The 13,043-nt window shown below is 71.0% G+C and carries 14 protein-coding genes and 1 pseudogene; 7 read left to right on the top strand and 8 right to left on the bottom strand.

Annotated elements, in window-relative coordinates:
- Positions 1-55 precede the first annotated feature (55 nt).
- Positions 56-427 (bottom strand): preprotein translocase subunit SecG, encoded by a 372-nt coding sequence (gene secG, locus F4Y45_04740; protein ID MXY23812.1) that lies wholly within the window; start codon positions 425-427, stop codon positions 56-58.
- A gap of 18 nt (positions 428-445) precedes the next feature.
- Positions 446-1,201, bottom strand: a complete 756-nt coding sequence (locus F4Y45_04735) for a triose-phosphate isomerase (GenBank protein ID MXY23811.1) — start codon at positions 1,199-1,201, stop codon at positions 446-448.
- Between F4Y45_04735 and F4Y45_04730 the strand changes: the two genes are divergently transcribed.
- The gene (locus F4Y45_04730; GenBank protein ID MXY23810.1) at positions 1,097-1,807 is read left to right on the top strand and encodes a tetratricopeptide repeat protein; all 711 of its coding nucleotides are present in this window, start codon (positions 1,097-1,099) and stop codon (positions 1,805-1,807) included. The genes F4Y45_04735 and F4Y45_04730 overlap by 105 nt on opposite strands.
- A gap of 47 nt (positions 1,808-1,854) precedes the next feature.
- Here F4Y45_04730 and F4Y45_04725 read toward each other — a convergent pair whose 3' ends face one another.
- From F4Y45_04725 to F4Y45_04705, 5 genes are all read right to left on the bottom strand, one after another.
- On the bottom strand, positions 1,855-3,042 hold the full coding sequence (locus tag F4Y45_04725) for a phosphoglycerate kinase (GenBank protein ID MXY23809.1): 1,188 nt from the start codon (positions 3,040-3,042) through the stop codon (positions 1,855-1,857).
- 21 nt (positions 3,043-3,063) lie between these two features.
- Positions 3,064-4,080 carry a type I glyceraldehyde-3-phosphate dehydrogenase gene (gene gap, locus F4Y45_04720; protein MXY23808.1) on the bottom strand — a complete coding sequence of 339 codons (1,017 nt, stop codon included), beginning with the start codon at positions 4,078-4,080 and terminating at the stop codon, positions 3,064-3,066.
- A gap of 157 nt (positions 4,081-4,237) precedes the next feature.
- Entirely contained in the window at positions 4,238-5,113 is an 876-nt protein-coding gene (locus F4Y45_04715) for a lysophospholipid acyltransferase family protein (protein MXY23807.1), read from the bottom strand.
- Positions 5,110-6,126 (bottom strand): tetraacyldisaccharide 4'-kinase, encoded by a 1,017-nt coding sequence (gene lpxK / locus F4Y45_04710; protein MXY23806.1) that lies wholly within the window; start codon positions 6,124-6,126, stop codon positions 5,110-5,112. The genes F4Y45_04715 and lpxK overlap by 4 nt, the downstream gene beginning before the upstream one ends.
- Complete coding sequence (locus F4Y45_04705) at positions 6,120-7,424, bottom strand: 3-deoxy-D-manno-octulosonic acid transferase (protein ID MXY23805.1); 1,305 nt, start codon at positions 7,422-7,424, stop codon at positions 6,120-6,122. Before F4Y45_04705 ends, lpxK begins: the two co-directional genes overlap by 7 nt.
- 186 nt (positions 7,425-7,610) lie before the next feature.
- Between F4Y45_04705 and F4Y45_04700 the strand changes: the two genes are divergently transcribed.
- The 6 genes from F4Y45_04700 to F4Y45_04675 all read left to right on the top strand — a co-directional run bounded on the left by F4Y45_04700 (position 7,611) and on the right by F4Y45_04675 (position 12,878).
- A complete protein-coding gene (locus F4Y45_04700; protein ID MXY23804.1) occupies positions 7,611-9,347 on the top strand; it encodes an AAA family ATPase in 1,737 nt (578 codons plus the stop codon).
- Positions 9,348-9,422: 75 nt separating this feature from the next.
- On the top strand, positions 9,423-10,478 hold the full coding sequence (locus F4Y45_04695; protein ID MXY23803.1) for a hypothetical protein: 1,056 nt from the start codon (positions 9,423-9,425) through the stop codon (positions 10,476-10,478).
- 1 nt (position 10,479) lies between these two features.
- Complete coding sequence (locus F4Y45_04690; GenBank protein MXY23802.1) at positions 10,480-11,019, top strand: adenylyltransferase/cytidyltransferase family protein; 540 nt, start codon at positions 10,480-10,482, stop codon at positions 11,017-11,019.
- The gene (gene waaC, locus F4Y45_04685) at positions 10,961-12,094 is read left to right on the top strand and encodes a lipopolysaccharide heptosyltransferase I (GenBank protein ID MXY23801.1); all 1,134 of its coding nucleotides are present in this window, start codon (positions 10,961-10,963) and stop codon (positions 12,092-12,094) included. Before F4Y45_04690 ends, waaC begins: the two co-directional genes overlap by 59 nt.
- Positions 12,087-12,638: an isoprenylcysteine carboxylmethyltransferase family protein gene (locus tag F4Y45_04680; protein ID MXY23800.1), complete on the top strand. Its 552-nt coding sequence runs from the start codon at positions 12,087-12,089 to the stop codon at positions 12,636-12,638. Before waaC ends, F4Y45_04680 begins: the two co-directional genes overlap by 8 nt.
- A gap of 51 nt (positions 12,639-12,689) precedes the next feature.
- The gene (locus F4Y45_04675) at positions 12,690-12,878 is read left to right on the top strand and encodes a hypothetical protein (GenBank protein MXY23799.1); all 189 of its coding nucleotides are present in this window, start codon (positions 12,690-12,692) and stop codon (positions 12,876-12,878) included.
- 36 nt (positions 12,879-12,914) lie between these two features.
- Here the strand turns inward: F4Y45_04675 and F4Y45_04670 are convergent.
- Positions 12,915-13,043, bottom strand: a pseudogene (locus F4Y45_04670) (type II toxin-antitoxin system RelE/ParE family toxin).

Raw genomic sequence — 13,043 nt, 5'->3', positions numbered from 1 at the left:
GTGGCTCCTCTGCCGCGCGCCCGGCGGCGCGCCGCAATCACGTTGTCCGGCGGCCCTACTGCTGCGCCGGAGGCGTTTCGGCGGCGCCTTCCCCGGACGCCGCAGCGTCCTCTTCGTCCGCCGCAAGCGGCGCCTCGGCCACCGTCTCGGTCCCGACGGGCGCTCCGTCGATTCCACCGACGACCGAACTCGGCCCGCGCTGGCCGACGATCGCGAGGATGAATGCCCCCAGCATGAACAGGGCGCCGAGAATGGTGGTCGCGCGGGTCAGGATCGTCGCGCCGGAGCGCGCCCCGAACGCCGCCTGAGACCCGCCTCCCCCGAACGCCGCGGCGATGTCGCCGCCCTTTCCCTGCTGCAGCAGGACGACGACGAGCAGCAGGAGGCAACAGACGACGTACACGGCCGAGAGCAGCGTGCTCAGCATCCGGACAGTATATCAGTGCTACCTGGTGGCCACGACGATCCGGGCGAAGCTGGCCGGGTCGAGGCTGGCGCCGCCGACGAGGGCGCCGTCGACGTCGGGCCGGGCGGCCAGCTCGGCCGCGTTCCCCGGCTTGACGCTGCCGCCGTAGAGCAGCCGGCAGCTCGCCGCCGCGTCGTCGCCCGCGAGACCGGCGAGGCGGCTCCGGATGTGCGCATGCGCCGCCTGGGCCTGGTCCGGCGTCGCGGTCCGGCCGGTGCCGATGGCCCAGACCGGCTCGTAGGCGACGATGACGGTCCCGACCTGCGCCGCGTCGAACCCGGCCAGACTGCCTGCGACCTGCCGATCCAGCACCGCTTCGGTCTCGTCCGCTTCGCGCTGATCGAGCGTCTCGCCGACGCAGACGATGGGCGCCAGTCCGCCCGCCAGCGCCGCCCGCGCTTTCCGGTTGACGGTCTCGTCGGTCTCGCCGAAAAGCTGCCGGCGCTCGGAGTGACCGACAATCACATGGCTCGCGCCGGCCTCGGCCAGCATGGCGAGGCTCACCTCCCCGGTGAAGGCGCCCTGAGCCTCCCAGTGGACGTCCTGTCCGGCCGTCGCGACGTTCGACCCGTGACAGGCGGCGGCGACCGCGGCGAGGGCCGTGAAGGGGGGCGCCAAGACGATCTCCGCATGGTCGGCGTCCGCCACCAGCGGCAGGAACGTCTCGGTGAAGGCGACCGCCTCGGCGATCGTCTTGTGCATCTTCCAGTTGGCGGCCAGGACCGGTGTTCGCATAGGCGTGTGGCCGCTATTCTAGACCCCATGGGTTCTGCCCGCGAGGCTGCCGCGCTCATCGGCAAGGCGTGGGCTCTGCGGCGCGAGGCCCTGGCGGGGGCCTCGCGTCCGGAGGCCGACCCGAAGGTGATCGATCAGGTTCGCGCCCATCTCGTTGAGGCGGTCGCCATCTGCCGCGAGACCGGCGACGCCCCGGGGCTGGTCGTTGCCCTGGGGAAACTCGGTCATGTCGAGTCGGACGCCGGCCGCCACGAGGCGGCGCGCGCCTGCTGCGAGGAAGCGGTCGCACTTGCCAGGGAAGGTGACGCTCCGGCGCGTCTGGCGACCGCGCTGCGTCATCTCGGAGATGAATACCGCCGGGCCGGGCGGCTCCGGGAGTCACACGCGTGCTACGCGGAGGCGCTGTCGCTGTACGACGGGACCGACACGGGCCCACCCCCACTGGAGTACGCGAATACGGTGCGGCCGATGGCAATCCTGAAGGAAGCGCTCGGGGAGGCCGACGCGGCCCGGGCTCTCTGGCGGCAGGCGCGGGATCTCTACCGCGCCAGCGGGATCGACGCGGGGGTCGCCGAGTGCGAGGAGCGGCTCGCGCGGCTGGGTTGATCGTCGGGCCGGCGGACCGGGGGGGACGAGGACCCGGGTCTCGGGCGTCAGGCGTCCGGCAGCGCGGCAACACCCGGCAGCGTCCGCCCCCCGAGGAACTCGAGCGAGGCGCCGCCGCCGGTGGAGATGTGGGAAAGACGGTCGCTGACTCCGGCGTGGGCGGCCGCGGCGACTGAATCGCCGCCGCCGATCACCGTCGTCCCGCCGCAGTCGGCGACGGCGCGGGCGACGGCGACCGTGCCGCGGCTGAACGGCTCCACCTCGAAGACGCCCATCGGACCGTTCCACATGACCGTCCGGGCGGACGCGATGATGTCCGCGTAGGTCTCGCGCGTGGCCGGCCCGATGTCGACGCCCATCCGGTCGCTGATGGCGATATCGTCCACGCCGAGGCACTCGTGCGCGGCCGACGCCTCCAGGCTTCCGGAGACGACATGGTCGACCGGCAGCTCCAGGCGCACGCCGCGCTCGGCCGCGGCCGCCTCGATCCGGCGCGTCTCGCTCACGAGGCGCGGTTCCACCAGCGACCGCCCGGTCGGCAGGCCGCGGGCCAGAAAGAAGGTGTAGGCCATGGCGCCGCCGATCAGCAGCGCGTCGACCCGGGGCAGCAGGTTCTCGATCACTTCCAGCTTGCCCGAGACCTTGGCGCCGCCCAGGATGGCGACGAACGGCCGCTCCGGCGCGGCCAGCAGGGAACCGAGGTAGTCGAGCTCGCGCGCGAGCAGCAAGCCCGCCGCCGCGTCCGACGCGTGCGCCACGATGCCGGCGGTTGACGCGTGCGCGCGGTGCGCCGAGCCGAACGCGTCGTTCACGTAGCCGTCGGCCAGCCGAGCGAGCGCTGCCGCGAACGCCGCATCGTTCGCTTCTTCCTCCGGGTGGAAGCGGAGGTTCTCGAGCAGCGTCACGCCGCCCGCTCCCGCCCCGGCGACGGCGTGTTCGGCCGCCTCGCCGACGCAGTCCTCCGCGAATGCGACCGGCCGGTCCAGCAGCTCGGCCAGCCGGGCGGCGACCGGCCGGAGGCTCAGCTCGGGTGCGACCCTCCCCTTCGGCCGGCCGAGGTGCGATGCCAGCACGAGCGAGGCGCCCTGGCCGAGGGCGTACTCGATGGTCGGCAGCGCCGCGCGGATCCGGGTGTCGTCGGCCACCCGGCCGCCGTCGAGGGGCACGTTGAAGTCGACGCGGACGAACAGGCGCCGCCCGTCGAGCGCGAGGTCGCGAATGGAGCGCTTCGCCACTGGCGCCAGCCGCCCGCCCGCCTAACCGACGCCCTTTGCCGCGAGCAGCTTCACCAGGTCGACGCAGCGCGACGAATAGCCCCACTCGTTGTCGTACCACGACAGCACCTTGATGAAGTCGCCCTCCATCACCTTCGTGTACGACGCGTCGACGATGGACGAATGCGAGTCGCCCTTGAAGTCGACGGAGACGAGCGGGGCCTTCGACAGCTCCAGGATGCCGCTGAGGGGTCCGTCGGCCGCCGCCTCGAACGCCGCGTTCACGTCCTCGGCGCTCGCCGGCCGCTCGACGTCGGCCACCAGGTCGACGACGGAAACGTTCGGCGTCGGGACGCGCATCGCGATCCCGTCCAGCTTGCCTTTCAGATCCGGCAGCACTTCGCCGACCGCGACGGCGGCCCCGGTCGTCGTCGGGATCATCGACACGCCGGCCGCCCGGGCGCGGCGCAGGTCCTTGTGCGGCAAGTCGAGCAGCTTCTGATCGTTCGTATACGAGTGGATCGTCGTCATCCAGCCGCGGCGCAGGCCGAACGCTTCGTGCAGCACCTTGGCGACCGGCGCGAGGCAGTTGGTCGTGCACGACGCGTTCGAGATGATCGCGTGCCGCGCCGGGTCGTAGGCGTCGTCGTTGACGCCGAGCACCAGCGTCAGGTCGGGCTGCTTCGCGGGGGCCGAGATGATCACCTTCTTCGCGCCGGCCGCGAGGTGCTTCGCGGCGTCGTCGCGCTTCGTGAACAGGCCGGTCGATTCCACCACCACGTCGACGCCCAGCTCACCCCAGGGCAGGGCGGCCGGATCGCGCTCCGAGAGCACCTTGAAGTGCGTGTCGCCGACCCGCAGGCCGTCGCCGTCGACCGCGACGTCGGTGTCGAGATTGCCGAGGACCGAGTCGTACTTGAAGAGATGGGCCAGGGTGCCGGGGTCGGTGATGTCGTTGACCGCGACGAAGTCGATGGCCCCGTCCGCCTGCTCCATCGCGGCGCGCATGATGTTCCGTCCGATTCGCCCGAATCCGTTGATGCCGACCTTCGTGCCCATCTACTCAATCCTCCTGGTGTTCTCGCGCTCTCCGTAACACTGACTGGGGGTACCCGCGGCGTGGCGCCGGCGCGCCGCCCGCGAGCGAACAGGATGGGAAGATTCTACCAGACCGGACCGACGGCGGACCGCGGGCAGTGGGGCGCGGTGCGCTCCATCAGCGCCAGCGCCTGTGCATCCAGAGCCAGAGGTGCGGCTCCGCCCGGATGCGCGCCTCCAGGCGCTCCGTGCACCGGCGCGTGCACGTGCGGATCGGGTCGGGATCGTCGTCGTCGGGGGGCTCTATCGGCGGTTCGTAGACCATGCGGTACCGGCCGTCGGCCTTGGGCAGCGCGAAGACCGGGATGATCGGCGCGTCGAACCGGAGCGCGAACGAGGCGATGGCGGTGGTGGTGGCGGCCGGCCGCCCGAGAAAGTCGATCCGGATGGCGCTCCGGTCGGAAATGTGCTGATCGATCATCATGCCGACGGACTCTCCCTCGCGCAACGCCCGCAGCAGACCGCGCGTCGCCCCCTGGCGCGGCAGCACGCGGGTGCCGACGCGCGTCCGAATCTGTTCGATCAGCCGCTCCAGGAGCGGGTTGTCGAGCTTGCGGGCGATCATCGTGATCGGCGAGTAGTGCAAGGCGTGCACGATGATCTGCAGCTCCCAGCTGCCGTAGTGTCCCGCGAAGTACATGACGCCCCGGCCCTCCGCCCGGGCCCGCTCGACATGCTCGCCCCCCTCCATGTCGATCAGCGGCATCATCTGCTCGCGCGACATCGCGTCGAAGTTGAGGAAGTCGATCACGTGCCGGCCGATCTGGCGGAACGTGGCGTTGAGGATCTTGCGGCGCTCCGGCTCGGTCATCTCCGGGAACGTGGCGCGCAGGTTGTCGGCTCCCACCTCCCGGCGCGACGCGTGGAGCCGGTGGAACAGCGCGCCGAGGGCCGAGCCGACGGCCAGGCTGACGCGCCGCGGGGCGATGCGGACCATGCCCCGGAACGCCTGCACGATGGCGTACTCGACGCGGTGCCGAAACCGCACGTTCATTCGCCGCCTCCGGCCGCGACGCGCGCGAGCAGCCACTCGCGGAACCGTTCCGCCGGATCCACCGCGACCCTGAGCGGCACGGCGGCCAGGGTGACCGGAAACGGCGCCATCGGCGCCAGCCGGACCGCGTCCTTCTCCGTCGTCAGGACGGCGTCCGCACCCGCCGCCTGCGCGCGCGCGGCCAGCTTCTGTATGTCGCCCGGCGTGAAGCGGTGGTGATCGGCGAATGCGACCGTCTCGGCAACGTCGTACCCGGCGTCGCGCAGCGTCGCCGTGAAGCGTTCCGGCGCGGCGATGCCGGCGGCGGCGACGACCCGCGCACCGGGCGCCGGAACCGATTCCGGGGTCGGGGCGGAGCCGTCGCCCGCCGCCACCACTCGGGGCGGCGCGTTGGACCGCGCAAGGCGGAACCAGTTGCCGGCGCCGAGCCGTTCGGCGACGGAAGCCGCCGCCTCCTCGTCCGGCGAGTCGACGATCAGCGCGTCGGCCAGCCGGGCGGTGTCGGGCCGCTCGCGCAATGGCCCGAAGGGCAGCGTTCGCCGGTCCGGATCCGCCGGGTCGATCAGCAGCAGGTCCACGGTGCGCGCGAGATGCAGATGCTGGAACCCGTCGTCGAGGATGTGGACGGTGGCGCCGAAACGGGTTTCCGCGAGGCGTCCGGCGACGAAGCGGTCCTCGCTCACGAGAACCGTCGCATCCACCTGTTCCGCCAGCATGCGCGGCTCGTCGCCGGCGAGGTCGACTGGCGCCGGATCGCGCGCCCCGGCCCGGACGACGACCACGCCGTCGGCCGTCGTCCGCCGGCCGTAGCCCCGGCTCAGAATGGCCGGACGCTCGCCCGCGTCACGCAGCAGCCTGGCCACGAGCGCGGCTACCGGCGTCTTGCCGCGCCCGCCGGCCGCGAGGGCGCCGATGCTGACCACGGGCCGCGCGAGCCGCCGCAACGCGTCGGGATGCGACTGGTAGAAGGACCGGCGTCGCGCCGCGATCGCGCCGTAGACCGCGCTCAGCATGCCAGCAGCTCCGCCGCCGCCGCCAGCGTCCGGTCCGTCGCGCCCCGGTTCGCCTCGACCACCTGCCGGGCTGCCGCCCCGAGGGTCTCGCGTCGCGCGTCGTCCCGCACGAGCTCAGCCAACATGGCTGCCAGTTCAGCCGCGTCGCGCGCCTGCAGCAGGCCGCCTGCCGCGAGCAACTGCCGCGCCACCTGCGGGAAGTTCTCCATGTGCGGTCCCACCACAATGGCACGACCCGCCGCCGCCGGCTCCAGCACGTTGTGACCGCCGGCCGGGACCAAGCTGCCGCCGACGAAGACGACCGACGCCGTCGGGAAGAGCCGCGGCAACTCGCCCATCGTGTCGAGGACGATGACGCTTGTGCCGGGGTCCGCGCCCGTTGCCAGCCCGCTGCGCCGCGCGACCGCGAACCCGGCCTGTTCGGCGAGGGCGTGCGCATCGTCGAAGCGCTCGGGATGCCGCGGCGCCACGATCAGCAGCGCGTCGGGCGACGTCTCGCGGATGGCCGCGAAGGCGCGAAGGACCGGCTCCTCCTCGCCGGCCAGGGTGCTGGCCGCCATCACCACCGGTCGGTCACGGGCGAAGGCGAACGTGGCCAGGAGGGGATCACCGGCGCCGCCCGGCGCGTCGGCCCGGTTGGCCGGGGCGCCCGCTGCGTCGAACTTGAGGTTGCCGGTGACCGTCACCCGCTGGGGGTCGGCGCCGATGTCGATGAACCGGCCGCGCCAGTCGTCGGTCTGCGCGCAGATGCGGTCGACGTCGGCCAGGACGTGCCGCATGAAGCCGCGCACGCGGCGGTAGCGACGGTAGGACCGGTCGGAAATCCGTCCGTTCGCCACCAGCGTCCGGACGCCCCGCCGCCGGCAGGCGCGCAGCAGGGTCGGCCACAGCTCGGTATCGATCAGCACCAGCAGCGCCGGGGCGATTCGGTCGAGGGCCCGCGTGACCGCGCCGGGCAGGTCGAACGGCGCGTAGATCACCGCATCCACCTCGCCGTCCCCCGCGAAGCGTTGGGCCACGGCCTGGCCGGTCACCGTCGTCGTGGAGAGAATCAGCCGGTGCGACGGGTAGGCGCAGCGGAACGCGCGCGCCAGTGGCCGCGCCGCCAGCGTCTCGCCCACCGACACCGCGTGGATCCAGATGGCGGGCCTCCCGTCCGGGTTCACCGATGCCGGCAGTCGACCGAAGCGCTGGCCGACGTCACCCGTCCGCTTGCCTCGCCGCCACGCCGCGTAGACCATCGGCGGCAGCCGGAACAGCGCGTACAGGACGAGCAGCGCGGTATAGACCGAATACATGCCGTGCGCTGGCCGGTGCGCCGGCCTCCAGGCCGGCACGATGGTTCGCCGGTCTCCAGACCGGCACCGGCACGGACCCCATAGTACGTCACTCGCGGTGCGGCTGGCGCCGTGCTGCGCTACACTCCGGCCGTGACGTGGCCGCCGGACCGAGTGTCACCGCGTGCGCCGTGATCCAGCCTGCTGATGCTCACCAAACTCACGGTACGTAACTTCAAACGTTTCGGGGAAGTCGAGATCGAGCTCGGCAGCCCGGTGGTGTTCATCGGCCCGAACAACTCCGGCAAGACGTCGGCGATGCAGGCGCTGGCCTTATGGGACATTGGCCTGAAGCGCTGGAACGAGAAGCGTTCGGGAAGAACCACTCCGGAGAAGCGTCCCGGTGTCACCGTGAACCGCCGGGATCTCGTGGCGATTCCGATCCCGGACGCGAATCTGTTGTGGCGCTCAATGCACGTGCGCGACGTTCGAAAGGTCGATGGCCGGCAGACCACAAGCAACATCCGCATCGATCTAGTCGTCGAGGGCGTCACGAACGACAAGGTGTGGACCTGCGGGCTCGAATTCGACTACGCGAATGAGGAGTCCTTCTACTGTCGGCTCCTTCGCCGCTCGGAGGGCAAGGCGCCTGATCGCTTGCCGGTACCCGACGAAGCGGGAACGGTGGAGATCGCGTTTCTGCCACCGATGTCTGGGCTGGCCGCCACCGAGACAAGACTGGATCAGGGCGCGGTGAACGTGCGGATTGGCGAGGGTCGCACTGCCGAGGTCCTGCGCAATCTCTGCTTCCAGATCCACGAAGGGCAGCCGGAACGCTGGAATGAACTGGTGGAGCAGGTCCAGAATCTGTTCGGGTCCGAGCTCGATCCGCCTCGCTACGTCGCAGAACGGGGCGAGATCGCGATGACCTACCGCGAACGGGGTGTCCGGCTCGACCTGTCTTCATCCGGCAGCGGCCTGCAGCAGACGCTCCTCCTGCTGGCCTATCTGTATGCGAATCCCGGCGCGGTCCTGCTGCTCGACGAGCCCGATGCGCACTTGGAGATTCTCCGGCAGCGGCAGATCTACCGACTGCTCACCGACGTTGCGGCCCGGAGCGGGGGTCAGGTAATTGCCGCCAGTCACTCGGAAGTCTTGCTCAACGAAGCCGCCGAACGGGATGTCGTCGTAGCCTTCGTGGGCGCTCCACACCGCGTCGACGATCGGGGCAGCCAGCTCCTTAAAGCGCTTCGCGACATCGGATTCGATCAGTACTACCAAGCCGAGCAGACCGGCTGGGTGCTTTATCTTGAGGGTTCTACGGACCTTTCGTTTCTGCAGGCCTTTGCAGAGAGACTCGGGCATGGGCGTGCAGTGGAAGAGTTGGAGCGGCCCTTCGTGCACTACGTGGGGAACCGACCCGCCGCCGTACAGAACCACTATCACGGCCTGCGCGAGGCGCTCTCGGGACTGCGCGGCGTAGCTCTCTTCGATCGACGCGACGCCGAACCGCGAGACATGGCTCCTGTCGAGTGTCTGATGTGGAGACGCCGGGAAATCGAGAACTATGTCTGCACGCGAGCGACACTGGAAGCGTACGCGACGGCCTCGGCGCCGGAGGATGCAAACGGTCCCCTCTTCACCGCAGCAGAAGCCGGCCGACGGCTGGAGGCGATGCGAGCCGCCATTGACGAGATCGAATCGGCGTTGAAGGCCTTGGGTAAGGGTTCACCCTGGAGTGCGGACATCAAAGCGAGCGACGATTTCCTGACACCGCTCTTCAAGGCCTATTTCGAGCGGCTCCGCCTGCCGAATCTGATGGCCAAGAAGAACTTCCACGAACTTGTCCGGCATGTTCCAGAGAGTGAAGTCGACACCGAAATCCGCGAGAAGCTCGATGCGATTGTGCAGGTGGCAGAAAGCGCCGATGCTGTGCCGGTCTAGCAGTCCGCGATGGCACTCCCACAGGGCGTGGGTCTGCAATAATGCGATGCGCTACCGCATCACGCACTTGATCGGATCTCCGTGAGTCCAGTAACAGGCGTCCAACCGCTCCGTTCCGATGCGGATCTCTCCTCCCGCCTGATCGAACTCGCCGAGCGGTTCACCGGCCGCCGCGTCGCCGTTGTCGGGGACGTGATCTGCGATCGTTTTCTCTACGGCGACCCGTCGCGCATCTCCCGCGAGTCCCCGGTGCTGATTCTCGACTACGCGGGCGACACGATCGTTCCCGGCGGCGCCGCGAACGCCGCCTGCAACGCCGGCGCCCTCGGGGGCGAGGCGCGCCTGGTCGGCCTCGTGGGCCGCGGCGACCGCGACCGCCGGCTGTTCCGCGCGCTCGGCCCTCACGTCGACCGCGCGCACGTGGTCCGACCCGCCGGGTATCGCGCCCCGGTCAAGACCCGCATCCTCGCGGGGAGCCCGCACACGGCGCGGCAGCAGGTGGTCCGGATCGATCACCCCGCCGACCTGCGCGACGCGGCCGCCGCCGCCGCCGCGCTCGAAGAGGCGGCGCTCGCCGCCGTCGCGGACTGCGACGCCGTGCTCGTCTCGGACTACGGATCCGGCCTCGTCACGCCGGCCCTTTTTCAGAAGATCACCGGCGCGGTCGGCGGCAGCGTCCGGCGTCGCTCCACCCCCGTCCTGATCGATTCGCGCCACAACCTCGCCGCCTTCCGCGGCGCCACCGCCTGCACGCCGAACGAGTCGGAGGCGGAACGCATGGCCGGTTTTCCGATCGGCGATGACGAAGAGGCGCTGGAGCGGGCGGGCCGCTCGATTCTCCAGAGGAGCGCCACGCGGGGGGTCGTCGTGACGCGCGGCAGCCGCGGGATGGCGCTTTTCGTCCGGGGGCAGCGGACCGATCACGTCCCGATCCACGGCACCGACGAGGTGACCGACGTCACCGGCGCCGGCGATACCGTCATAGCCACCCTGACCCTCGCCCTCGCCGCCGGGGCCTCGCTCTACGAGGGGGCGCGGCTGGCCAACTACGCGGCCGGCCTGGTCGTCATGAAGCGCGGCACGGCCACGGTGACGGGCGACGAGCTGATCGCCGCCATCCGCGCCGATTGAGATGGGCAGGGTGGTGAGCGCGGATGAACTGGAAGCGGTCGTGGCGGCCGAGCGTGCCGCCGGCCGGACCGTCGCGCTCGCAAACGGCTGCTTCGACCTCCTGCACGTCGGGCATGTCCGTTACCTGGCTGGCGCCGCGCGGGAAGCGGACCGGCTGGTGGTCGCCGTCAACGACGACGACTCGGTGCGCGCCCTCAAGGGCGACGGCCGGCCGCTCCATCCGGAGGAAGAACGCGCCGAGCTCATCGCCGCGCTGGCGATGGTCGACTACGTCGTCCTCTTCTCCGGCCCGACGGTGGCGCCGGTGATCGAACGAATCCGCCCCGACGTCCATTGCAAGGGCACCGACTACACGGCGGCGACGGTCCCCGAGCGCGACGTGGTCGCGGCGTCGGGCGGTCGGACGGCGATCGTCGGCGACCCGAAGGATCATTCGACGCGCGACCTGCTCGACCGGATCCGCGCCGCCGCCGCGAGCCTGGATGCTGCGCGGCCTGCCGCCGGCGCGGCCGGCCAGGGCGCCGTGGGCGACCCGGAGTGACGCATTCTCGATGCGCCTGCTGATCGTCCGGCTGGGCGCGGTCGGCGACATCATCCACACGCTGCCGGTGGCTGCGGCTCTCCGCCGCAAGTTCCCCGACGCGACCGTCGACTGGGCCGTGGACGAGCGCTACGCCGAACTGCTCGAGCTGACTCCGGTGATCGACCGGCCCATCGTCCTGGCGTCACGCAGCCGTCCGGCGGTCGCCGCGTGGCTCGCGTTCCGGCGCGAGCTTCGGGACGGCGGCTACGACGTCGCCCTCGATCTGCAGGGGCTCGCCAAGTCGGCGGCGGCGGTATGGCTGAGCGGCGCCACGCGCCGGGTCGGGTTCGCGGCGCCGTTCCTGCGCGAGCGGTGGGCGGGCTGGGGCTACGACGAGACGATTCACCCCGGAAATCCCCGGCATGTGATCGATCGCAACCTGGGCATCCTGGCCGCGGTGGGGGAGTCGGAACCGAGCGCCGTCGCCTGGTCGTTCCCGCTGGAGGCGCCGCCATCCCCGCTCGTCGACGAGCTGCGGGGCGATCTGGACGCGCCGACCGGGCGGTACGCCGTCCTCAATCCCAATGCGGCGTGGCCGACGAAGCGATGGCCGCCGGAGCGGTTCGCCGCCATCGCCACCCACCTCCGGGACGCGCACGGCTTGCCGGCCGTCGTCGTCTGGGGACCGGGCGACGGGGAATCGTCTGCCGTCGCGGCAGTCGACGCGTCGGACGGCGCGGCGACGCTCGCGCCCGAGTCGAGCCTCGCGGAGTTGGCCGCGCTCCTGCAGGGCGCGGCGCTGGTCGTGTCCGGCGATACCGGGCCGCTCCATCTGGCCGCCGCGCTCGGCGTGCCCGTCGTCGGCCTGTACGGACCGAGCGATCCAGCCCGCAACGGGCCGTGGGCGGAGGCGGACGTCGTCGTCGCGGCGGAGTGCGACTGCTACCGGCAGCGCGCCCGGTCCGGCCCGGAGGGAAGGATGGCGCGCCACTGCACGGCGCCGTCGTGGTGTCTCGATCGCCTGGAGGTGGCGCAGGTGTGCGCCGCGATCGACCGCCGCCTCGGGGGCGCCGATCCGAGGACCGATGCTTGATCTCGACCGCGACCACGGGCTGCGGCGTCTCTTTCACCTGGCCCGGCGCCGCGTCGTCACCGGCTTCGCGGTGGCGGTGGTCGCGTTCGCCCTGGCGACGCCGACCTGGACGACGCTCATAGCCGGCACCGCGATCGCGCTGGCCGGCGAGGCGTTGCGCCTATGGGCGGCGGGACACCTCATGAAGGGACGCGAGGTGACCACGTCCGGGCCGTACCGCTGGATGCAGCATCCCCTCTACGTCGGGTCCGGGCTCCTGGGTGTCGGATTCTCCGTCATCGCCGCCAACTGGGTGGTCGCCGTCGTCGTGCTGGGCTACGTCGGCGCGATGACCGCGGCGGCGATCCGCCTCGAGACGGCGACTCTGCGGGACGCGTTCGGCGACACCTACACTCGCTATGTTGCAGGCGAGCTGACGCCGGGCGCCGCCGGCCGCCGCTTCAGCCTGCGCCACGCCATCGACAACCGGGAACACCACGCCGTCGCCGGCCTCCTCGGCACGGTTGCCGTCATGGCCGTGAAGGCGTGGTTTACTGCACCGTGACGGGTCGACAACGGTTATCATTGGGTATCGGGAGACTAGAGGATGCCGGAGTTGAAAGCGCGACCGACTTCTCGGGTCCGTCAGCCTATTGACGTGCGCCAACGATCGCGGGCGGGACGAAGCGACGAGGAGCTGAGTGAGAGCGCGATCCACGCCATCGAAGAGGGGCGTGCGGATCACGCAGCCGGCCGCACGTTCACCCTGGATCAAATCAAGCGAGAGCTGGAACGCGGCTCCTGATCTACCTCCTGCCGCTTGACACGCCTGTCGGTGCGATCAAGGGCGTCGGTACGCCTCGCGCCGATGGAGAATGGTGTCGATCTCGATCACGCCTTCGTCCCGTCGTGTGAAGAACACGCGCCAGTCGCCAACACGAAGACGATTTGGGCCATCAGGTTGAGGAAA

Source organism: Acidobacteriota bacterium (genome assembly GCA_009838525.1).
In the GTDB taxonomy this organism is placed as follows: Bacteria; Acidobacteriota; Vicinamibacteria; order Vicinamibacterales; family UBA8438; genus VXRJ01.
Note: the sequence above shows the minus strand (reverse complement) of the source record. Positions and strands in the feature narration are given on the sequence as shown.